19 protein-coding genes are annotated in these 21,603 nt (G+C 66.1%); 10 read left to right on the top strand and 9 right to left on the bottom strand.

Features of this window, described 5'->3' with window-relative positions; translation table 11 throughout:
* Nucleotides 1–56: 56 nt before the first annotated feature.
* A complete protein-coding gene (locus QNO00_RS03395) occupies nucleotides 57–1,571 on the top strand; it encodes a glycosyltransferase (RefSeq protein ID WP_284023626.1) in 1,515 nt (504 codons plus the stop codon).
* A 54-nt stretch (nucleotides 1,572–1,625) separates the two neighbouring features.
* Here the strand turns inward: QNO00_RS03395 and wecB are convergent, their stop codons facing one another.
* Entirely contained in the window at nucleotides 1,626–2,738 is a 1,113-nt protein-coding gene (gene wecB / locus QNO00_RS03390; RefSeq protein WP_269439150.1) for a non-hydrolyzing UDP-N-acetylglucosamine 2-epimerase, read from the bottom strand.
* 605 nt (nucleotides 2,739–3,343) lie between these two features.
* Between wecB and QNO00_RS03385 the strand changes: the two genes are divergently transcribed.
* Together QNO00_RS03385 and recG are read left to right on the top strand one after the other, a co-directional pair.
* Nucleotides 3,344–4,321 (top strand): DAK2 domain-containing protein, encoded by a 978-nt coding sequence (locus QNO00_RS03385; protein WP_229965365.1) that lies wholly within the window; start codon nucleotides 3,344–3,346, stop codon nucleotides 4,319–4,321.
* The gene (recG, locus tag QNO00_RS03380; protein ID WP_229965325.1) at nucleotides 4,311–6,524 is read left to right on the top strand and encodes an ATP-dependent DNA helicase RecG; all 2,214 of its coding nucleotides are present in this window, start codon (nucleotides 4,311–4,313) and stop codon (nucleotides 6,522–6,524) included. Before QNO00_RS03385 ends, recG begins: the two co-directional genes overlap by 11 nt.
* Before the next feature lie 76 nt (nucleotides 6,525–6,600).
* On the opposite strand, the gene QNO00_RS03375 is transcribed toward recG, so the two are convergent.
* On the bottom strand, nucleotides 6,601–7,374 hold the full coding sequence (locus tag QNO00_RS03375) for a CatB-related O-acetyltransferase (RefSeq protein ID WP_284023625.1): 774 nt from the start codon (nucleotides 7,372–7,374) through the stop codon (nucleotides 6,601–6,603).
* A 276-nt stretch (nucleotides 7,375–7,650) separates the two neighbouring features.
* On the opposite strand from QNO00_RS03375, the gene rsmD reads away from it, so the two are divergent.
* Entirely contained in the window at nucleotides 7,651–8,250 is a 600-nt protein-coding gene (gene rsmD, locus QNO00_RS03370; RefSeq protein ID WP_229965326.1) for a 16S rRNA (guanine(966)-N(2))-methyltransferase RsmD, read from the top strand.
* A 36-nt stretch (nucleotides 8,251–8,286) separates the two neighbouring features.
* Here rsmD and QNO00_RS03365 read toward each other — a convergent pair whose 3' ends face one another.
* The gene (locus tag QNO00_RS03365; RefSeq protein WP_284023624.1) at nucleotides 8,287–9,117 is read right to left on the bottom strand and encodes a spermidine synthase; all 831 of its coding nucleotides are present in this window, start codon (nucleotides 9,115–9,117) and stop codon (nucleotides 8,287–8,289) included.
* On the bottom strand, nucleotides 9,117–10,361 hold the full coding sequence (locus QNO00_RS03360; protein ID WP_284023623.1) for an aminotransferase class I/II-fold pyridoxal phosphate-dependent enzyme: 1,245 nt from the start codon (nucleotides 10,359–10,361) through the stop codon (nucleotides 9,117–9,119). The genes QNO00_RS03365 and QNO00_RS03360 overlap by 1 nt, the downstream gene beginning before the upstream one ends.
* A gap of 41 nt (nucleotides 10,362–10,402) precedes the next feature.
* On the opposite strand from QNO00_RS03360, the gene coaD reads away from it, so the two are divergent.
* Nucleotides 10,403–10,882 carry a pantetheine-phosphate adenylyltransferase gene (coaD, locus tag QNO00_RS03355; RefSeq protein ID WP_229965329.1) on the top strand — a complete coding sequence of 160 codons (480 nt, stop codon included), beginning with the start codon at nucleotides 10,403–10,405 and terminating at the stop codon, nucleotides 10,880–10,882.
* Between the two features lie 3 nt (nucleotides 10,883–10,885).
* Nucleotides 10,886–12,097: a polysaccharide pyruvyl transferase family protein gene (locus QNO00_RS03350; protein WP_284023622.1), complete on the top strand. Its 1,212-nt coding sequence runs from the start codon at nucleotides 10,886–10,888 to the stop codon at nucleotides 12,095–12,097.
* 18 nt (nucleotides 12,098–12,115) lie between these two features.
* Here QNO00_RS03350 and QNO00_RS03345 read toward each other — a convergent pair whose 3' ends face one another.
* Nucleotides 12,116–12,751 carry a YdcF family protein gene (locus tag QNO00_RS03345; protein WP_284023621.1) on the bottom strand — a complete coding sequence of 212 codons (636 nt, stop codon included), beginning with the start codon at nucleotides 12,749–12,751 and terminating at the stop codon, nucleotides 12,116–12,118.
* 216 nt (nucleotides 12,752–12,967) lie between these two features.
* Here QNO00_RS03345 and QNO00_RS03340 point away from each other — a divergent pair, with 216 nt between their 5' ends.
* The 4 genes from QNO00_RS03340 (at nucleotide 12,968) to mutM (ending at nucleotide 15,543) form a co-directional block, all read left to right on the top strand.
* Nucleotides 12,968–13,534 (top strand): YceD family protein, encoded by a 567-nt coding sequence (locus QNO00_RS03340; protein ID WP_229965332.1) that lies wholly within the window; start codon nucleotides 12,968–12,970, stop codon nucleotides 13,532–13,534.
* 2 nt (nucleotides 13,535–13,536) lie between these two features.
* Nucleotides 13,537–13,740, top strand: coding sequence for a 50S ribosomal protein L32 (gene rpmF / locus QNO00_RS03335; RefSeq protein WP_055240805.1), 204 nt, complete (start codon nucleotides 13,537–13,539; stop codon nucleotides 13,738–13,740).
* Nucleotides 13,741–13,811: 71 nt separating this feature from the next.
* Complete coding sequence (gene rnc, locus QNO00_RS03330) at nucleotides 13,812–14,516, top strand: ribonuclease III (protein ID WP_229965333.1); 705 nt, start codon at nucleotides 13,812–13,814, stop codon at nucleotides 14,514–14,516.
* Nucleotides 14,517–14,520: 4 nt separating this feature from the next.
* Nucleotides 14,521–15,543 (top strand): bifunctional DNA-formamidopyrimidine glycosylase/DNA-(apurinic or apyrimidinic site) lyase, encoded by a 1,023-nt coding sequence (mutM, locus tag QNO00_RS03325; protein WP_284023620.1) that lies wholly within the window; start codon nucleotides 14,521–14,523, stop codon nucleotides 15,541–15,543.
* A 267-nt stretch (nucleotides 15,544–15,810) separates the two neighbouring features.
* Here mutM and QNO00_RS03320 read toward each other — a convergent pair whose 3' ends face one another.
* The 4 genes from QNO00_RS03320 to QNO00_RS03305 all read right to left on the bottom strand — a co-directional run bounded on the left by QNO00_RS03320 (nucleotide 15,811) and on the right by QNO00_RS03305 (nucleotide 21,422).
* Entirely contained in the window at nucleotides 15,811–16,629 is an 819-nt protein-coding gene (locus tag QNO00_RS03320; RefSeq protein WP_284023619.1) for a serine hydrolase domain-containing protein, read from the bottom strand.
* An 85-nt stretch (nucleotides 16,630–16,714) separates the two neighbouring features.
* Entirely contained in the window at nucleotides 16,715–17,755 is a 1,041-nt protein-coding gene (locus QNO00_RS03315; RefSeq protein ID WP_284023618.1) for an NAD-dependent epimerase/dehydratase family protein, read from the bottom strand.
* A complete protein-coding gene (locus QNO00_RS03310; protein ID WP_284023651.1) occupies nucleotides 17,752–20,403 on the bottom strand; it encodes an alpha/beta fold hydrolase in 2,652 nt (883 codons plus the stop codon). The genes QNO00_RS03315 and QNO00_RS03310 overlap by 4 nt, the downstream gene beginning before the upstream one ends.
* Entirely contained in the window at nucleotides 20,397–21,422 is a 1,026-nt protein-coding gene (locus QNO00_RS03305) for a 3-oxoacyl-ACP synthase III (protein WP_229965337.1), read from the bottom strand. The genes QNO00_RS03310 and QNO00_RS03305 overlap by 7 nt, the downstream gene beginning before the upstream one ends.
* Nucleotides 21,423–21,603 lie beyond the last annotated feature (181 nt).

Genomic DNA, 21,603 nt, shown 5'->3' with positions numbered 1-21,603 from the left:
CGGTTTGGTTCGTGTAGCGTGAGGGTATCCGCAAATAAAGTCGGCAGAGGATCAGTATGCATATCTACAATGTCATGTTTGGTGGAGTCCCGGCACGTCCAACCGGGCTGGCCACGAGCGTTCTTCGGCGAGCACGTGCTTTGGCAAATTCTGGGCATAGCTTCGAGATTTTGGTCAGTGAACATTCCCCTAATTTTGAAGACAGTGTCCAAACGTTGGAGGAAGAGGGCGCCTTAGCTGACGGCAGGATAAAGCTGCGAAGCATGCATTACGATCTCGCTGGGATCGAAGGTGCGAGAGAAGAGCATCCCTATTCCAGTCCTTTGGGTAGGGCTCAGAACGGATGGAGTTATGTCCAGGATCCAAAGCGGTCGGATATTTGGCGTGGCTCTCAGGATGGGGACTACAAGCACTTCGTTTGGATGCGGGACGATAAGGTTGCGGGAATAGACACCCTCCGCAGTGGTAAGCGAACAAAGCGTACCTGGTATGACTCCGGTGGGAGGGCCTGCAAGGTCGAGAGAATGACTCCTGAGAATAAGCCACACCTTATCGAGTACCTTGACCATTCTGGAAACATTTATTTGCAAGAAAGTAAGTCTCCAGAAACTGGCGCTATCACGAATATCGCGATGCATACGTCGAAGGGCATTAGAAACTTTTCAGCGCTTTCTTCGCTAATAGACTACTGGTTTCATGAGATTGTTTTCAAGGGTGTCGTGGGACCGACAGTGATTTCGGAGTATGGATTCCACCGGGCGTCTCTTCAGGAGTTGGAAAAGCGCAACGCTGCAGCGGTTATCTATACGTTTCACAACAACCACCACACTGCGCCTTACGGCGCTTCAGCTCCGCTTCGACCGGAGCAAAGGGACTTTTTCAAGCACCTTAAGGAGTATAAGGCGCTCGTGTTGCTGACGGAGGAGCAACGGAAAGATATAGTGGATGAGTTTGGGTGCTCCGATATTCTTCACGTCATTCCGCACCATATGCCGAGAATCGCGATCGATCGTCAGCTTGAACGAGACCCAAACCGGATTGTCATGGTTGGACGTTTCGACGCGATTAAGGGGCATGCCCATGTGTTTAAAGCCTTTGCGCATGTTGTGAAGTGTCATCCCCAAGCAACGCTGAGTCTTTTCGGGAGGGGACCGGAAGAGAGTCGGCTTCGTGATTTGGCCAAATCCTTGGGGCTTTCGGACTCGATCCATTTTCGCGGTTTCACGGCGGATGCCTTTAGCGAGTTCAGTCGCGCTGCTATCTCCGTTGTCGCCTCATCCTATGAAGGTTTCTGTCTGTCTCTTGCCGAGAGCATGACTGCCGGCTGTGTACCGGTTTCATGGAACTTCAGATATGGCCCGAATGATCTGATCACGCACGAACGTGACGGCCTTCTTGTAGAGGCGGGTGATATATCAGGGTTGGCAGAGTCGCTTATTAGCCTTTTGCAAGACCCACAAAGACGTCAGCGAATGTCTGCCGCCGCGCGGGAAATTTCGGATCGTTTATCTGAAGATCAACTCATAGAAAGCTGGAACGAGCTAATGTCAGCAGCCCATTCTCGAAGTTAGTCTTGTTAGGGATTTTTCTTATCACAGTATGAGCGATTTGCACATATCCCACTGTCAGTGGACTTTTTTGTCCAGTAGGTTCTCGAGGGCAACCATGCTCCGCGCAGCAGCGGTCCCATCCCCATAGGGATTCATTGCCTCGGCCATGGAGTTGAAGTACACCCGGTCGTGCAGCAGGCGGTCCACTTCGGAAACAATGCGGTCCTCATCAGTGCCGATAAGCTTCACCACGCCAGCCTCCACGGCTTCCGGGCGCTCTGTGTTCTCCCGAAGGACAAGGACGGGCACGCCCAGGCTGGGGGCTTCTTCCTGAACTCCGCCGGAATCGGTCAGGATGATGTGCGCCAGGGAAAGCAGCCGGGTGAACTCGCCGTACTCCAGCGGTTCGGTGACCAGCACGTTGTCCAGACCGTCCAGGTGGGGCAGGACCGCTTCACGGACCACCGGATTGGCATGGATCGGCAGCACGATGGTCAGGTTCGGTTCGGCGCGGGCAATGCGGCCCAGCGCGCGGCCGATTCCCTGCATGCCTTCGCCCTGGTTCTCCCTGCGGTGGGTCGTGACCAGCAGGACCTTCCGGCCGGACGACGCGAGGTTTTCCAACTCCGGATCCACAAACGGAACATTCTTTTCCACCGTCGCGAGCAGCGCGTCAATGACCGTGTTGCCGGTGACCACGATGTTCGCCGGATTGATGTTTTCCGCCAGCAGATTCTGCCGGCTGCCTTCGGTAGGGGCCAAATGCAGTGACGCGATCTGCGAGGTGATTTTGCGGTTGCCTTCCTCCGGGAAGGGCGAGAAGGGATTGCCGCTGCGCAGGCCGGCTTCGACGTGGACCACCGGGATCCCGTGATAAAAGGCGGCCATGGCTGCTGCGGTGGAGGTGGTGGTGTCGCCCTGGACGATGACGGCGTCGGGCCGGTTTACGTTGAAGAGCTTGTCCAAGCCGTCGATGGTCCGGGCGAGGATGCCGTTGAGGGTCTGTCCGGGCTCAAAGATGTTGAGGTCGTAGTCCGGTTCAATGCCAAAGAGGTTGTTGACCTGGTCCAGCATGGAGCGGTGCTGGCCGGTGACAGTGACGAAGCAGTCGAGCACTTCAGATTTCCGAAGCGCGGCCACAATGGGCGCCATTTTGATGGCCTCGGGACGTGTCCCGTATATGGGCATGACTACCGGCAAAATACAACCCCCAACAGGCAAACAGTGAAGTGTAATCCCTTAGCGTAGCGGATTAGCTGTTTCTAGCAGTTTTCGAGCCAGATTCGGGCCGAATAAATTATGCGGTCTCCGGGGCCGTTATCCGAATAAGAAGAGCAGGACGGCGAGGGTGGGAACGGCAACGATGACGAGCGCCATTACGGCTATCGCCGCGGCCCGCTGCCTCCGGTAACGCGTGGACCTGACAGGCCGGGGGGCCGCTGCGGGAGCAGCCGAAGGGGTGCTGGGCTCGGGGCTCACGGGGGAGGTCACAGCGGGAGTACCAGGGGATGTCACCGGGGACGTTTCCGGGGAACGTGCTTCGTCCGTCATGCGAACGGTGCCCATGTGCCGTGCCGCTGCAATGTCGGGGTACCGTCTCTTGGCCATCCTTCAACTTTCCCACATTTGTGCAAATCGTTATCGGCACCGCCAAGGCGGCTGCGGTAGGCTTCCTACTGTCCAAACCGGCCCGGAACACTCGGGGGACTGAATGTGTCCGGGGGCCGGAATATCAGCGACAGCACGGAAACGGGTTCACTTTGCAGACCAAAATCACCGCGAACGCACAGGCGCTGAAGCGATGGTTGAGCAAAGCCGAAGTGTCTCTGGGTAACCACAGTGACCGGCTTAATGCGATCAATATCTTTCCGGTGGCCGACGGCGACACCGGCACCAATCTCTACCTCACCCTCCGCTCCGCCTCGCGCGCCATCGCCGACGCCGAGACCACTGACATCGGCGAACTGCTGGGTATTGCCGGCCGGGCCGCCATGGAGGACGCCAAGGGCAATTCCGGCACTCTGCTCTCCGTCTTCCTGACCGCCATGGCCGAGCCCCTGCAGGGCACCACCCGCCTCTCGGCGCCGCTGCTGGCCTCCGCACTGCACCGCGCGCAGCTGCGGTCCTGGTCCGTGCTCAGCGATCCCGTTCCCGGCACCATGCTCTCGGTGCTGGAGGAGGCCGCCAACGCTGCCCGGGACACCGAAGCCGCCCAGACCGGCGACGACAGCAACGCCGGGCTGGCCGCCACCCTGCGCGCGGTCACGAATGCCGCCCTGGCCGCCGTCGTGCACACCGAACTGCAGCTGGACGCCCTGACCCAGGCCAAAGTGGTCGACGCCGGCGGCGTCGGGTTCCTGCTTGTCCTGGACGCCCTGCGCGCTGCCGCGCTGGGCGAGGAACTGCAGGAGGAACTGCTTGACGGCCTGCACGGGTACGACGTGCAGGCTCCCCACATTCACGGCGACATGCCGCGGATGGAGGGCGTGGAAGTGATGTGCACCATCAACCTCAGCCCGCTGGACGCCGCGACCCTGCGTCTGCAGCTGGATGAGCTGGGGGACTCGGTGATCATGAGCGCCGTGAACGCCGTGGGGGAGGGCTACCGCTGGCGCGTGCACGTCCACACGCCCGACGCCGGAATCGCCATCGATCTGCTCCGTACCGTGGGCGAGCCCATGAACCTGACCATCACCGAGCTTTCCGCCGATGGCCACGAAACCAATGAAATTCCCGAGGGCAGCGGAATCCACGAGGCCCATGAGGTCTAACGTTCCCCCGGAACTGGACTTCCCGCTCGAGCGGCGCATCGGCAAGCCCTCCGCCACCAAGCTGGAGAAGCATCTGGGCCTGACGACCGTCGGCGACCTGCTCCACCACTTTCCGCGCCGCTACATGGAGCGCGGGGAGCTGACCCCGATCGCGGAAATCCCCTTCGACGAGGACGTCACGCTGATCGCCCGGGTGCAGAGCGCCAACGCCCGGCGCATGCAGACCCGCAAGGGCACGCTCCTGGAGGTGACTGTCACCGATGACGCCAGCGGTGCCCTCGGCCTGCTGCACCTGACCTTCTTCAACGGCTGGACCGCGCAGAAGGATCTCACGGTCGGCACCCGCGCCATGTTCTCCGGCAAGGTGGGCGTCTACAAAAAGCAGCTGACGCTGACCAACCCCAACTATGTGGTGCTCAACGAGGAAGCCGACGACGAGGAAGAGGCCAAGCGGCCCATCCCTCTCTATCCGGCCGCCACCAAGCTCAACAGCTGGGACATCAAGAAGGCAGTCGACGCCCTGCTGCTCACCCTGCAGACCGAAGAGCTGCACGACCCCATCCCGGAGTCCATCCGGCAGCGCGAGCACCTGCTGGGCCTGGTTGAGGCCTACGAGAAAATCCACCGGCCGGCGGAAGTCGGTGAGGCGTACAAGGCCCGGCACCGGTTCCGCTACCAGGAGGCCCTGGTGCTGCAAACCGCCCTGGCGCGGCGGCGGAGCATCGCCGCGCAGGAGGACGCCACCGCCCGTCCGCCGCGGACCGGGGGTCTGCTGGACCGCTTTGATGCCGCCCTGCCGTTCACGCTCACCAACGGCCAGGCCGAGGTCGGCCGGGAGCTGGCAGCGGACCTCGCCCGCCCGCACCCCATGAACCGGCTGCTGCAGGGCGAGGTGGGCTCCGGCAAAACCCTGGTCGCGCTGCGCGCCATGCTCCAGGTGATCGACGCCGGGGGACAGGCGGCGCTGCTGGCCCCCACCGAGGTCCTCGCCGCCCAGCACTACGAGTCCATCACGAGGACCCTGGGTCCGCTGGGCCAGGGCGGACGGCTGGGCAGCGACGAGGACGCCACCCAGGTCACGCTGCTGACCGGCTCCATGAACACCGCGCAGCGCCGTGCCGCCCTGCTGGATGCCGCCAGCGGTGCCGCCGGCATCGTGGTGGGCACACACGCCCTGCTCTCCGAACACGTGCAGTTCGCCGATCTGGGCCTTGTCGTCGTCGACGAGCAGCACCGCTTCGGCGTCGAACAGCGCGACATCCTGCGCACCAAGGGGCGCAGCACTCCGCACCTGCTGGTCATGACCGCCACTCCCATTCCGCGCACCGTGGCCATGACCGTGTTCGGTGACCTCAACGTCTCCACCCTCTCCGAACTGCCGGCCGGCCGGGCGCCGATCTCTACCTTCATGGCGCCGCTGGCGGAAAACCCGGCCTGGGCCCGCCGCATCTGGGAACGTGCCCGCGAGGAGATTGACGCCGGACGGCAGGTGTATGTGGTCTGCCCCAAGATCGGCGACAAGGAGGGGGAGCCGGGCTCCGATCTTTTCTACGACGAGACCGCTCCCGGCAGCAAGGCCGACAAGCTGAGCCTCTCCTCCGTCGCCGAAATGTTCCAGCAGCTCTCCGAGGTGCCGGCGCTCGCCGGCGTGCGGATCGGCATCCTGCACGGGCGGCTGGAACCGGCGGAGAAAACCGAAACCATGGCCGCCTTCAACCGCGGCGACATCGACCTCCTGATCTCCACCACCGTCATCGAAGTGGGCGTGGACGTGCACAACGCGTCAATGATGGTGATTATGGACGCCGACCGGTTCGGGATCTCCCAGCTGCACCAGCTGCGCGGCCGCGTCGGCCGCGGCGGGCTGCCGGGCACCTGCCTGCTGGTCACCCGGCTGGAACCCGGACATCCCAGCCGGGAACGGCTGGAGGCAGTGGCTGCCACCACCGACGGCTTTGAGCTGTCCCGCAAGGACCTGGAGCTGCGCCGCGAGGGGGACATCCTGGGCGCCTCGCAGTCCGGCGGCCAGTCCACGCTGAAGCTGCTGCGGGCCATCCAGGATGAACCCCTGATCGAAAAGGCCCGCGCCGATGCCACGGCCCTGGTCGAGGAGGATCCGGACCTGACGGAGAATCCGGCGCTGAACGAGGCCATCGAGGACTACCTGAATCCGGAGAAGGAAGCCTTCCTGGAGCGCGGCTGACCCGGCACGTATCTCTGCGTCTCTGCGGGTGTGACCCTGCGGATTGTGCGTCAAAAGTGACGGCCAAGCTTGCCCTTCAGCTTCTTGCAGCCTCTTCTAGTTCTCTCCCGTCTAGGAACGACGGTGAGTATTCCTCGATGTCACTAGTCTTGGCCAATTCAATGACGTTGGCAGCGAATTCATGCGGATGACGGACATCCACATCCCTAAGACTGCTCGGTGAGTATCTCCACCATTGTGCTTCGAGTAAGAGGCGCACTGTTTCGTCATCAAAACGGGAACGTATAACTTTGGCCGGAACGCCGCCAACGACAGTGTATGGGGCGACATCCTTTGTCACTACGGCATTACTTGCGATAACTGCTCCATCCCCTACTGAAACACCGTGTCCTAGGGTGACATTCTCGCCAATCCAGACATCGTTACCGATTGTTATATTTCCAGCTTGATATTCAAACTTCTGATATCTGGGCTGCTCCGCCAGATCGCCTTCGTATGTTCTCATCATCAACTGTCGGTTATAGAAGACCGGGCTAGTGGAGGCCCACTCAAGTGGGTGCTTGGCACCCATTACTCGCAGGCCCAATGCGATGGATGAGTATCTTCCTACGCTTACGGAAGACGGCAGTGTCGAAAGCGTGTAAGAAAAAGAGCCCATCGACACAAGACTGCGTCCACTGCCTGCCCAGTATGTTGTGTAGGGCTCAATTTGAAGATCAGGGGAGAATTGAACCTGCATGCCATCCGCGTAGCTAATACCGCTTTTTGCTATTGAGTTGACGCCAGGACCCAAGAAGAATATGCGGTTATGAACGAGTAAGGGCCTCAGTTTTGGCATGGGTATCTGCATGGTTCAAATTCTAGCTGTGGCAGGAATTTATACGAAAACTCCCTTTTTCTTGCTAAGATTTGTCGCTGACTCTTCCATCGTGGAGCCTGCCACATTACCTTGCATTCTCTGCCAAGGCGGCAAGCCGCTGGAAGTGACAGCAGCGATTATGATCTGAGTCGCAGTGGCAGGCAGGCAGGAGGAACTGGACCTGATGAGTGCCGCCCCGGAGCGTGCTGCCCTGGTCAACTGACTTTCAGGCCGGAGGACCGGCCAAAGCCCGATAAAGTAAAACCCATGAGCCGCATCATTGCCGGAACCGCCGGCGGAACCTCCCTGACCAGCGTTCCCGGAACAGGAACCCGCCCCACCACGGACCGGGTGAAGGAGGCGTTGTTTTCCCGGCTCGAGTCCTACGACATCCTGGCCGGCGCCCGCGTGCTGGACCTGTTTGCCGGATCCGGCGCCCTCGGCGTGGAAAGCGCCAGCCGCGGCGCGGTCTCCGTGGACCTGGTGGAGCTGGCCGACAAGGCCGCCGGCACCTGCAAGCAGAACGCCAAACTGATCAACGACGCCGCCGGCCGCAGCGTCGTCAACGTGCACCGCGCCAAGGCCGACACTTACCTGCTGCGCGTCCCCGCCGACGTCACCTGGGACCTGGTGTTCCTGGATCCGCCCTACGACCAGGACGAGGAAGACCTCGCCGCGGTGCTCCGGGCACTGCCGCGGCACCTGGCCGAGGGCGCCGTCGTCGTGCTGGAACGCTCCACCCGTTCACCGGAGCCGGTGTGGCCGGCTGGAATGGAACGCTTCAGCGAACGCAAGTACGGCGAGACCACGCTCTGGTTCGCCGAGCCGGCGCAGGCCGACGACGACGAAGCCGCCGCAGGCTCCTAGCGCCCGCTGGCGCCGGCCCGCGGCGTCGAAGTCCGGCTATCGGCCCGAAGCGAAGACATCCAGCCGCTCACCGGTCAGGACGTCCGCCGGATGCGGTCCAGCCGCCAGCAGCTGGGCGGTCCACTCCTCGGGCCACGGGAAGGCTGTCGCGGCGAGCACAATGTTGCCCGGATAGCGGCCGGTGAACATGGACTTCGGCCCCAGCGCCGCGAAACCCGCGCCGGGAATTCCGGCCAGCCCTTCCCGCACGACGCGGACCTGCCGGCGGCAGAACGCCAGTCCGGGATCGTCGCCCACATTCACCAGTAGCACTCCGGCGGGGGAGAGCAGGGCCGCGGCCTCGGCGTAGAACTCCGGCGTGGTCAGGTGATCCGGAGCATCGGCGCCGGCGAAGACATCGAGCACGATGGCGTCGAAGGAGCCGGGCTCATAGCGCGAGAGCGCCTCGCGGGCATCACCAATGACCGTCTCCAGCACGGTGCCCTCGGGCAGCGGCAGGTGCGCCAGGACGAAGTCCAGCAGTTCCCGCTCCAGCTCCACGGCGTGCTGCTCGGAGCCGGGCCGGGTGGCCTGCAGATACCGGGTGAGGGTCAGCGCGCCGGCGCCCAGATGCAGGGCCCGCAGCGGCTGCCCCGCGGGCGCGGCCAGGTCCAGCACGTTGCCGATCCGGCGCAGATACTCGTAGAAGATCTCCTCCGGATGCGCCAGGTTCACGTGCGACTGCTCGGCCCCGCCGATGCTCAGCACCCAGGCGCCGGGGCTGAAGCCGTCCTCGGTGATGGTGGCATGGGCGCCGATGCCGCGCAGCAGCCTCGAGGGTGTGCGGTCGCTGTTGTTCGATCGATTGCTCGTCGTCTTCCCGGCCATCAGAGCACCTGTCCCAGCTTGGAAATGCGTTCGGCCGCTTCCTGCAGCACTTCGGTTTTCTTGCAGAAGGCAAAGCGGAGCAGGGTCCGGGTCCGGCGGGCGCCGTCCTCGTGGCAGAACATCGCCACGGGGATGGCGCCCACTCCCACCAGTTCGGGCAGCCGGCGCGCCAGCGCGGTGGCGTCGGTGATGCCCAGGGGCGCGACGTCGGCGTTCACGAAGTAGGTGCCCTGCGGCTCAAAGACGGTCAGGCCGGCGGCGCGCAGCCCGGCGCTGAGGACGTCGCGCTTGGCCTGCAGGGTTGCGGCGATGCCGGTGAAGAACGCATCCTCCAGCCCCAGCCCGAGGGCAATGGCGCCCTGGAACGGGGTGCCGGAGCTGTAGCTGAGGAAGGACTTCACCGCCCGCACCGCGGCGACCAGCTCCGCAGGCCCGGAGAGCCAGCCGATTTTCCAGCCGGTGAAGGAGAATGTCTTGCCCGCCGAGGAAATCGTCAGGGTGCGCTCCGCGGCTCCGGGGAGGGTAGCCACGGGAACGTGCAGCGGGCCGAAGGTGAGGTGTTCGTAGACCTCGTCGGTCACGATCACCGCGTTGTACTTGGCGGCCAGCTCCACGATCCGCTGCAGCGTTGCGGCCGGGAACACGGCGCCGGTGGGATTGTGCGGGTTGTTGACCAGCACCACCCGGGTGCGCTCGGAAAAGGACTCCTCCAGCGTGGCGAGATCCGGCTGGAAGTCCGGGGCCAGCAGCGCGGCGGTGGTGTGGGTGGCTCCGCTGAGCCCGATCACCGCGCCGTAGGAGTCGTAGAACGGCTCGAAGGTCAGCACCTCGTCGCCGGGACCGGTGAGTGCCAGCAGCGTGGCCGCAATGGCTTCGGTGGCGCCGGTGGTGACGATGATCTGGGTGTCCGGGTCCAGGTGCAGCCCGTAGAAGCGCTCCTGATGGGCGGCGACGGCGTTGCGCAGCACCGGCAGTCCCTGTCCCGGCGCGTACTGGTTTCTGCCGTCGAGAATGGCGGCGCGGGCGGCCTCCAGAACCTCGGCCGGGCCGTCCTCGTCGGGGAATCCCTGGCCCAGGTTGATGGCGGAGTGCCGGCCGGACAGGACGGTGATTTCCTCGAAGATGGTCACCCCCAGTGCTCCGTCTGTGCCCAGCAGATTGGCGCCCGCGGCGGTGCGCTGCCAGGGCGGAGTTCCACCGGCGGAGTCGGAACGTAACAGCGGTGTGGGGGAGGGAGAGCTCATGTCTTCCAGTATTACCCGCTTTGACCGGGTAGATTCGACCTATGCGACGCGCTGTATGCCCCGGATCCTATGACCCCATCCACAACGGACACGTAGAGGTGATCGCGCGTGCGGCCAGTCTCTTTGATGAAGTGATCGTGGCGGTGTCCACCAACTACGCCAAGAAGTACCAGTTTTCCGGCCCGGAACGCCTGGCCATGGCCCGGGAAACCCTGGGTGCCCTGCGCGGAGTCTCAGTGCTGCCGATGGGCGACGGACTCTTGGCCGATTTCTGCCGCGAGCACGGCGTGGACGCCATCGTGAAGGGTCTGCGCTCGGTCCAGGACTACCAGTACGAACTGCCGATGGCCGTCATGAACCGTCACCTCACCGGCGTCGAAACCGTGTTCCTGCCGGCCGAAAGCCGCTACACGCACCTGTCCTCCACCCTGATCAAGGAAGTTTCGGCGCTCGGCGGCGACGTCAACGAACTGGTGCCCCGCGCCGCTTACCGGCGGCTGCAGCAGGCCCAAGGGGCCTAACCCGTGCCGAGGGACCTGTCCGGGGAAATCGTCGAGACGGGCGGTTACCGCTTTGCCGTTGAACTGGTGCGGGACGGCAGCGGCTCCGGAAGTGCGGTGTCGGTGCGGGCCGCTGATGCCGCGGACGGATGCGACCCGGAGTCGGCGCCGGAAGCGGTCCTGCTGCGCAGCGCCCTGATCGGGCACGCGGACCTGGTTCGCCTGGACACGACGGCGGGCGCACCGGGGGAGGGGACTCCCGGACCGGGCACCGAACGGCACCTGCTGCGCCGCCTGCCGGCCGGCGCGCCGGCGGAGCAGCAACGGGCTGCGGTCGAGGATGTGCGACGACGGCTGCCCGGGCTGCTAGCGCCGGTTGCGGCGGTCGCCGCCGGCGGCAGGGAGGTTCCGGAGAGCTGCGTGAACCTGCTCTGGTGGGATGAACGCGCCAACTTCGGCGACGCCGTCGGGCCCTGGCTGGTGCGCAGGCTGACCGGGAGGACCCCGGTCAACGGCTGGAGGCGAAACCTAGCCGAACCTCCGCTGGTCGCCGTCGGCTCGACCGCCGGCTGGCTGGAGCAGGACGGCACCCGGGTGTGGGGCGCGGGCCTGATGGCGCCGCTGGCCCCGGCCGCTGCGGAGCGCCTGGCGGGACTGCGCGGTATCCGGATCCACGCGGTGCGCGGAGAGCTTACCGGCGCAGAGCTGCGCTCGCAGCTGGGCTGGAGCGTGCCGGAAATCTACGGCGACCCTGCTCTGCTGCTGCCGCGCTTCCTGCCGGTCCCGGACGGCCAGCCGTCCCAGGGCAAAGTGGCGATGCTGCCGCACCTCGATCACCGCGGGCTCCTCGGGGATTCCGACAAGCGTGGCCGGCCGGGGGAGGACCGGGTCCATGTCGTGGATGCCCGCCAGGGGATGGAACAGGTGGTGCGGGAAGTGGCCGGCGCCCGGGCCTGCATTTCCAGCTCGCTGCACGGAATCATCGTGGCCCAGGCCTACGGGGTGCCGTGGGTCTGGGTGCGGATCGAGGATGCCGTCATTGCCGGGGACACGTTCAAGTTCCGGGACTTCTTCACCACCCTGGAGGCAGCGGCGGTGTCGGCCGTCAGCATCACCGCGGCACAGGCGCGCACGCTGGACCCGGTGCAGTTGGCCCGCACCGCAACACTTCCGCGGCTGCGGATCGCGCTGGACGCGTTGCTGGAGGCGTTTCCGCTGCCGGTGCTTCAGCGCTGAGTCGCCGCTGAGCCGGTGCTAAATCCTGCTCGCGCAGGTGGGCCGCAGCACCGCGGCGGCGAGCCCGCCGGTCTCCTCGGTAAACCTGCCCAGCCACTGCCCGGGGGAAAGCTCGGGATCGGAGGGCACCATGGTGAGGTTCGCCGTCGTGCACTGGCTGATGTTGGTTTCCGAGCGCAGCAGGTGATAGCGGGAGGTGACCACAATCAGGTTGTCCCAGCCGTTGTCGGCGGCCAGCCGCGCAATGGTGCGGGCCTCGCCGCGGGTGGTCATCGGTTCCGGAAAGAAGCAGGTTACCGCCGCACTGGCGGGATCCTCGCTGACGGTATCGCCGGCGGTGTAGTCGCAGTACAGATCGGTGATCAGGTTGCCGCGGGTGTCGGTGCTGGAGAGCACCAGCTCGGGGGCATACCCCTCAGCCGCCAGCTCCCGGCCCACCGGCAGGCGCTCCGCAGCGGCCCCGGCGAGCACCACTATGGCGTCGGCCTGCGCCGGCTCGTGCACCTGCGGGTAATAAAAGAGGTTGACCGCAGCGAAGAGCCAGATCAGCAGCGCGGAGAAAAAGACGGTGACGGCCACGTCCACGCGGTGCGGCACTCCGCGCTGGAGCCGGACCACCAGGCGGTGCGGCAGGGCGCGGAGGGAGGGAAGCATCCTGACAGTTTATGCGCGCTGAAGGGGCCGTTCGGTAAACCTCCGGCGCTGCGGCCTGTAAACTGGAATGAGCAGCCCGTGCCCTGCCTCGATCTGAGGGAAGGTGCGGCGCAGTTTGAGAGAATCGGCCGTATCAGGCTAAGATGATATGTCGGTCTATGTTCTACAGGAGTTCTCATTAGCGTTCAGTCGCGGATTTATCCGGGTTCGTCGCCCTTGGCCATCAGCGTCAAGGATCTCGGGCGCAGCCCGGGTGTTATGCGGACAATGCAGGAACATGTTCCGGCACCGAAGGACTTCGGTGTTGCGCTTATCGGCGTGCCGGAAGGAACAGATCTTGATCTGGACCTGAGGTTCGAAGCCGTGCACGAGGGGATTTTGGTATCCGGAACCGTCATCGCTCCTGTTCAGGGAGAATGCGGACGGTGCCTGAAGCCCATCGCGTACGACGAAGAAGTCGATGTGCAGGAACTCTTCTACTACGAGGACGCTGAGTCTTTCGGAACAGAAGAGGAAGAAGAGCAACACCGGATCGAGCGAGATGTCATCGATCTTGAGCCGGTTTTGCGGGACGCAGTGGTCACCACCCTGCCGTTCCAGCCGGTGTGCCGGGAGGACTGCGAAGGCCTTTGCTCCGAATGCGGAGCGCGCCTTGAGGAGGATCCGGGTCACCACCACCAAACAGTGGATCCTCGCTGGGCAGCCCTCTCCGGGCTGGCTGGCAGCGTCGCAGACAATTCTGCGGCAACAAGTACAGAGTCAGACGAGAGAGAAGAGAGTTAGTCGTGGCTGTTCCCAAGCGGAAAATGTCCCGCTCGAATACGCGTGCACGCCGGTCCCAGTGGAAGGCAACTGCCCCCAACCTGGTGAAAACCGTTGAAAACGGCCGCGTTACCTACAGCCTGCCTCACCAGGCCAAGGTCGTGACCGACTCAGCTGGTACCGCGCTGTTCCTTGAATACAAGGGCCGCAAGGTAGCGGACGTCTAAATCAGTGTTCCTTTCCTGCACGGCGTGCCGGACAGGAAAATGAATGCTGCTTTTCGGGTCAAAACCAAAAAGTGAAGAATACTGAAGAGCTTCTGAAGCGTCTCGGTGTCGATATCGACGCCGGGACGCTTCGTCTTGCCCTAACGCACCGCTCCTACGCTTACGAGCAGGGCGGCATCCCCACGAACGAACGCCTTGAGTTCCTGGGTGACTCCATCCTGGGCTTTTCCGTCACGGATGCGCTGTACCGGGACAACCCGGAGCTGTCCGAGGGTGAACTGGCCAAGCGCCGGTCCGCCGTCGTCAGCACCCGCGCGTTGGCCGGCGTGGCCCGCGAACTGGAACTGGGCCAGTACATTCTGCTCGGCCAGGGTGAGAAACTCACCAAGGGCCGGGACAAGTCCTCGATCCTCGCGGACACCACCGAAGCCCTGATTGGCGCCGTCTACCTCTGCCACGGGATTGAAACCGCCCGGGCCATGGTGATGCGCCTGATCGGGCCGCTGCTGCGCAACGCCGACGCCCTGGGCGCCGGCACCGACTGGAAAACCAGCATCCAGGAGATCGCGGCCAGCCGAAAGCTCGGCGACATCGAATACAAGGTCACCGGCTCCGGCCCCGATCATTCCCGCAGCTTCGTCGCCGTGCTGCACATCGGTGACAAGCCCTACGGCACCGGCACCGGACACTCCAAGAAGGAAGCGGAGCAGGAAGCTGCCGCCGCGACCTGGAAGATGGTGCGCCCCACCGGCAGCTCCGCGGCCGCCGGAGCCTAGCTCCGTGCCCGAACTGCCCGAAGTGGAAGTGGTCCGCCGCGGACTGGCCTCATGGGTCCGCGGCCGGACCATCACCGGCGTCGAAATCCTCGATCCCCGCTCCGTGCGGCGCCACGCTGCCGGACCCGAGGACCTGCGCGGCAACCTCGAAGGCGCCGTGGTCACCGACGTGGCGCGCCGCGGCAAGTTCCTCTGGCTGCCGCTGGTGGAGTCTTCCTTCGTTCCGTCCACTTCCTCCTCCGCTTCGCCGGCGGCCGGTGCGCACTCCATCTCCTCAGCCGACGACGTCGTTCCCCGGCTCGCGCTGATGGCCCACCTGGGCATGAGCGGGCAGCTGCTGATGGAAGATCCGCACCTGCCCGACGAGAAACACCTCAAGGTCCGCCTCACGCTCAGCCCCGCCGTTTCCGCAGACGGAACGCCGATGCCCGCGGAGCTGCGGTTTGTGGACCAGCGCATTTTCGGCGGCGTTTTCCTCACCGATCTGCGCCCGACGCCCGACGGCGCCCCCGGCGGACTCTCGGAAACCGGGCTGCCGCTGGTCCCGGAGGAAGCCGCGCACATTGCCCGCGATCCGCTGGACCCGGCGTTCTCCTTCGATGACTTTTATGTCAGGCTGCGCAAACGCCGCACCGGCATCAAGCGTGCCCTGCTGGACCAGGGGCTGATCTCCGGCGTCGGGAACATCTACGCCGACGAGGCGCTCTGGGCTGCCAAGCTGCACTTCGCCCGCCCCACCGAAACCATGCGCCGGTCCGACGCCCTGCGCCTGGTTGAGTCCGCCCGCGACGTCATGACCCGTGCCCTGGCCGCGGGCGGCACCAGCTTCGACTCCCTGTACGTCAACGTCAACGGCGCCTCGGGATACTTTTCCCGGTCGCTGAATGCCTACGGCCGGGAGGGCGAACCGTGTCCGCGCTGCGCCGCCGTCGGGCTCTCCACACTGATCCGGCGCGATTCCTTCATGAACCGCTCCTCGTACAGCTGTCCGGTGTGCCAGCCGCGGCCGCGCAACGGCCGGTGGTAGGGGATTCGTCTCGGTCTCTTGCTTGCGCCGAGTGCGTGTTGGCGTACGGGGTTGCTGTGCGCTTCGCCGGCTGGCCGCTGGTTGCCCGAGTGTGCAGCTCCGGTGGCTTAGGTGGGCATGGGCTGCACCGAGAGTGCAGCTTTGGCGGCTATTTCCGGCTGGATCCCGCCATATGTGCACTCTCGGCTGGGGTGTCGCCCTGGAACCCGTCATACGTGCGCTCTCGGCGTTGTGGCGGGACCGAGTGTGCCGCTCCGGCGGCATAGGTTAGGCGCGGTCGAGCTCCGCGAGTACGCCGTCGGTGAACGGCGGCCAGACCTCGGCAGCCCAGGGCCCAAAGTCGCGGTCGGTCAGGGCCACGGCCGCAGCACCCGCGTCCGGATCGACCCACAGGAACGTTCCGGACTGGCCGAAGTGCCCGAAGGTGCGCGGCGAGCTGTTGGCTCCGGTCCAGTGCGGAGACTTGGAGTTGCGGATTTCGAAGCCCAGCCCCCAGTCGTTCTCCTTCTGCCGGCCGAAGCCGGGAAGCACGCCGGCCAGGCCGGGGAACACCACCGTTGTTGCTTCGGCCAGCCGGCCCGGTGCGGTGAGCACCGGCTGCTGCAGCTCCGCGGCGAAACGGCCGAGGTCAGCCACCGTCGACACCGCGCCGGCGGCCGGCGAACCCTCCAGTGCGGTGGAGTTCATCCCGAGGGGAGCGAGGACGCCGTCGTGCAGGTAGTCAGCCATGGAAATGCCGGTGGCCTCCTCCAGGGTTTCGCCGAGCACCTCGAACCCGGCATTGGAGTACAGCCGCCGGGTGCCCGGGGCGTAGCGGACGGTGCGTTCGGCAAAGTCGTAGCCGGCGCTGTGCGCCAGCAGGTGCCGCACCGTCGATCCCTCCGGCCCGGCCGGCTGATCCAGTTCCAGCGCCCCCTCATCCAGGGCAACCAGCATGCTGTAAGCGGTCAGGAGCTTGGTCACCGAGGCCAGCGGATAGCGCCGCTCAACGTCGCCGTGCGTTCCGGCCACGCTGCCGTCCGCCAGCACGACGGCGGCGGAGGCATGCTCCACCGACCAGTTCTCGATAACCTTGACGCTGTCCATGGAGTTCCTCTGCTGTGAATCGACGGTAACGAAATCGACGGTGACCAACTCGGCGGTAACAAAACCGACGGTGACGACGTGGCTGCTAGGCCGCGGTTCCGCCGTAGTGGGCGGCGAGCCGGCGCATGCCGTCCTCCACCGTAACCTCCGGCGTCCAGTCCAGCACTTCGCGGGTGCGGCGCTGGTCGAACCAGTGGGAGGTGGACAGCTGCTCGGCCAGGAACCGGGTCATGGGCGGTTCGTCGTGCACCAGGCCGCGGCTTCCGGCGGACAGCCAGGCCCGTTCGATCACGGAGCCGGCGCCGCGCGCCAACCATCCGGGCACACCCCAGGCCGGAGCGGAGACGCCGGCGGCGGTGCAGATGCCGCTGATCAGCTCACCGACCGGACGGGGCTGGCCGTTGGTGACCACCAGCGCCTGCCCGTGGGCGGAATCCATCCGCTCCAGTCCGCGGACGATGGCCGCCGCGGCGTTGACGATGTAGGTGGTGTCGATCAGGGCGGTGCCGCCGTCGAGCAGCGGCAGCCGGCCGGCCCGGGCACGGTCGATCACCCGCTCAACGAGCTGCGTGTCGCCGGGTCCCCAGACAATGTGCGGACGGATCGCACCGACCCGGAACCCGGGGGAGTCCTCCGCCAGGGCGAGCAGTTCCGCAGCCGCCTTGGACCGGGCATAGAATCCGCGGGCCCGGTCCGGATCCGCGGTGCCGGCATCGGCGCCGGCGATCGGCTCGCCGAAGTGCGCCACCGAGGGCGAGGAGACAAAGACGAAGTCCCGGACGCCGGCTGCCCGAGCCGCATTGATCAGGGTGCGGGTGCCGGTGATGTTGGTGTCCGCGAAGTCCTGCCACTCGCCGGTGAAGGACACCTTCGCGGCCAGGTGCACGACGGCGTCCATCCCCTCGACGGCGCGGGCTGCGGCGTCGGGGTCAGAGACGGAGCCGGCGATCGACTCGGGCGCCGAACCCGCTGAGGAGGGACCGGACGGGGACAGCGGAGTGCGCTGCAGCGTGCGGACGGTGTGGCCCTTTTCGGCCAGCAGCCGCGCGACGGCGCCGCCGAGCAGCCCGCTGGCACCGGTCACCAGGACGCGCCGCGCAGCTTCCGACGACCCCGCGGGCTTCACTTGCGTCCGCCCATCCCGGGCACGCGCGCCTTGCCGCCGGCCAGGATCTGCTCGGCCCACGCCGCCAGCGCGGTGCGGTCAATCTTCGAGTTGTGCCGGATGTCAGTGGGCATCGCCGGCAGAACCAGCACGGCGGCCAGATCCAGCCCGGCACCGGCCGCGGCATCCGCGGACACCGCGGCCCGCACGGCGGCGGTCAGCTCCGGGGCTGCGGTGCCGGCGCGTCGCACCGGTTCCTCCAGCTCCAGCACGGCCGCCGGAACCTGGCTTCCGGCCGGACCGACGCCGACAACGGCGGCGCGCCCGACGCCGGCCACGGACTCCGCGGCCTGTTCGGCGGCCACCGGGGTGACCACGCCGTCCGGCGTGGTGAGGATGTGCCCGAGCCGGCCTTCGACCCAGAGCCGGCCCTGCTCGTCGAGGTGTCCGACATCGCCGGTGCGGTGCCAGCCGGGCAGCGACGCGCTCTTGGACTCGGTGATCCACAGCCGGTCGTAGCGGTCCTTGACATGCGGGGCGGAGACCAGGATTTCACCGGTGATGCCCGGGGTGTCCAGCGGGGTATCGCCGACGCTGCCGTCCGGTGCCAGTGCGGCGATGGCCACCAAGGCGCCGGAGACCGGGGTGCCGACGCAGACGCCGTTGCCGGCACCCGCGGCCCGAATGCCGTCCAGGCTGATATCGGTGATCGGCAGGGCCTCGGTCATGCCGTAGGGGGTGTGCAGTTCCGCATTGGGTGCCAGGGCGGAGACCCCGGCCAGCAGCGGCTCCGGAATCGGCGCGCCGGCTGAGAGCAGCAGCTCCACCCGGGCCAGGGCCTTGCGCTGGTCCGGATCCAGCTCGCCGGAAGTCGCCAGCACGTTGACCAGGGCAGCCGGAGACGCGAACACTGTGGTCGCGCCGACGGCGGCAGCGGCGTCCGCCAGTGCCGAAGCGGTCAGCGTGCGGGGCGAGGTGACGTCCATGTCTGGGGTGACCGAGGTGGCGCCCAGCGCCGGCCCGAGCAGCGCGAACGGTGCAAACCCGGCCACCAGCGACGTGCCGGCCTGCAGGTTGTAGGTGTTCTTGAGCGCATCGCGCATGGCGGTGAGCTGCCGGTGCGTGTAGACAACGCCTTTGGCCGGTCCGGTGGAGCCGGAGGTGAAGAGCACCGCGGCGTCGGCGTCGGGATCCTCCCGCCGCCACGGCACGTCGGCGTTCTCGCCGGCGGCGATGAGCTCGGGGACAGAGTGCGTCACTCCCAGCAGGCGGGCCTTGGCGGGGGAGAGCGTCTGCACGCTGATCCGGGTGCCCGGCCAGCCGAAGATGCGGGCGCCCGTCAGGGCACGTTCGATGCCGATGATGAACTTCGGCCCGGCGCCCTTGATGGCGCGGCCCAGGCCCTTGGTTCCCAGCCCGGCGTCGGCGACGACGATCACGGCGCCCAGCCGCAGGCAGGCGTAGATCAGCGAGGTGAGTTCAATGCCCGGCGGCACCAGCAGGTTGACGCGGTCTCCGGGGCGCACGCCGGCGGCGGAGAGCCCGGCGGCCAGCCGGTTGACGCGGCTGGCCAGCTCGGTCCAGGACAGGGTGGCCGGGGCGCTGCCCTCGGGTGCGCCCAGCGGCGCCATGTCGACGACGGCGGCCGAGCTGTCGCCGTCGCGCTCGTCCAGTTCAGCCAGCATGGGCCGGAAGACCGACAGGCCGGCCGCAGCGCGGCTGCGCAGCTCGGAGTTCCCGGTGCCCGGACCCCGGCGGAGCCAGTCGAAGATCGGCGCGGTGATGTCCACGTCTTCGGGCAGCAGGTGGCTGGCGCCTTCGAAGCGGTGCACGTCGGCCTGCGGCAGGCGGTCCATCAGATCCCGCAGATAGCGGTCGGAGAACACCGGGTCCTTCGGCCCCCACAGCATCAGCGCCGGCACGTCCAGGCGCCGGATGCCCTCGGCCACCCGGTTCAGGGTGCGCCAGCTCGGATGGCTGGACTCGGCCGGAATGTCGGCCACGAAGTTCGCGACGCCCTGCCGCCGGTCGGCGCCGCGGTACGGAGCCGCGAAAGTGCTCCGGACGTCCTTCGCCAGCGCGGGCTGGGCCAGGGCATGGGTGACGCGGATAAAGGCATCGGTGGTCTGCGTGCCCCAGCCGTGAACGGCCGGATGCAGGGCCAGGCGCAGCGCCGGGGGAATGTTGAACCCGGCGGGGTGCACGGCGGTGTTGGTGAGGACGACGCCGGCGAGCTGACTGCGGTGCCGCAGCGCCCAGCCCAGCGAAATGAGGCCGCCCCAGTCATGGCCCACAGTGACAACCTTGCCGGTCAGTTCCAGCGCGGCGGTGAGGTCGCCGAGGTCGGTGATGCGGTCCTCGAGCCGGCGGAACGCGCCGGTGCGGGCGGAGAAGCCCATGTCCAGCTGGTCGACGGCGACGACGCGCCACGGCCGGTCCGCGGCGGAGCCGGCGGCGAGCAGGGTGCGCCAGAGATAGGACCAGGTGGGGTTGCCGTGCACGCAGAGCAGGGTGCCGGCCGGCTCGACGCCGCGTGCCGCGAGGTCCGGGCCGTTGTCGAGCAGATGCCACTTGTGGATGGTTCCGGGACGGTCAACCGCCGCCGTCGAGGGAACCTGGACGAGGGAAGACCAGGACTCCGGGACGCCGGGCCACAGCTCGGTCACCAGGCAATCTCCATCATCATGGTGTTCAGTCCCGACCCCACGCCCATGCACAGGACGCGGTCTCCGGGGTTCAGGGTGCGCGATTCCTGGGCCAGCGTCATCGGCAGCGATGCCGGGCCCACGTTGCCCCAGCGCGGGAACGTGATCGGCACCCGGTCGCGGACCAGGTCCACGGCCTTGATGATGGCGTTGGTGTAGGAGTTGGACACTTGGTGGGTGACGTAGCGGTCCATGGAGCGCCAGTTCCAGCCCTTCTCATGCGCCTCGTCCCAGGCGTTGACGACCAGTTCCAAGCCGCCGTCGAGCAGGCCCTTGGTGTCGGTGTACATGCCGTCGACGCCGCCCACGCACAGTTCATGGTGCTCGGTGCCGGCACGGGACACGCCGCCGATGATGCGGTGCGATCCCGGATTTTCGTCGGCGCGGCCGATGACGGCTGCGGCGGCACCTGAGCCCAGGGTCAGGGTGGCGAACTCGCGCAGGTAATCCTCACGCGTGGAATCGGGGCTGTTCAGGCGGCGGAAGGTGGCTTCCTGCGTGCTCTGGGCGTCTTCGCCGGCAACAATCAGGGCGTACTTGATCTGGCCCGACTCGATCATGTTCGCGGCCAGGGTCATGCCGTTGACGAAACCGAGGCAGGCGTTGGCCAGGTCGAAGTTCAGGGCCGAGGACGGCAGGCCCAGGGCGTTGTGGATTTTCACCGCCACCGAGGGCTCAAGGTTCCGCCGGGTCACCGAGGTGTTGATCAGCAGCCCGATTTCCGAGGGCTCGACCCCCGCTTCGGCGATGGCCTTTGCGCCCGCCTCGATCGCGGCGTCGTCGAACTCGGTGCCCGGGGACCACCAGCGCCTCTCGCTCACTCCGGCCACCCGTTCCAGGAGTCGCTTGGAGAGTCGAAGCCGTTTCAGCGACGGCGCGAGCCGTTCGTCGAACTGGGCTGACGTCATAACTACCGGTGCTTCAACGCTGGTGACGCTGAGAAGGGCCGTGTTTTCGTGCTGGAAGTTGAAGTTCCCGGTCAAAATGCCTGCCTTGTCTCCTGCTGAAGTGATCGCGCTGGCGGGCTGGGGGGAGCCTGCATCCACGTCTTTGATTCACTTGTTCCTTAGAGAATCCTACGGTCCCCGTGGGACGCAAGGGACTCGGAAGCCGGGATTACGCTCTGCGAGTACTGCAGTTAAGTCTCAGGCACCAAGTAGATTT

Origin of the sequence: Arthrobacter sp. zg-Y1219 (genome assembly GCF_030125545.1) — a bacterium.
Lineage (GTDB): Bacteria > Actinomycetota > Actinomycetes > Actinomycetales > Micrococcaceae > Arthrobacter_B.
The sequence above is the reverse complement of the archived record's forward strand: the minus strand, read 5'-3'. Positions and strand labels throughout refer to the sequence as shown.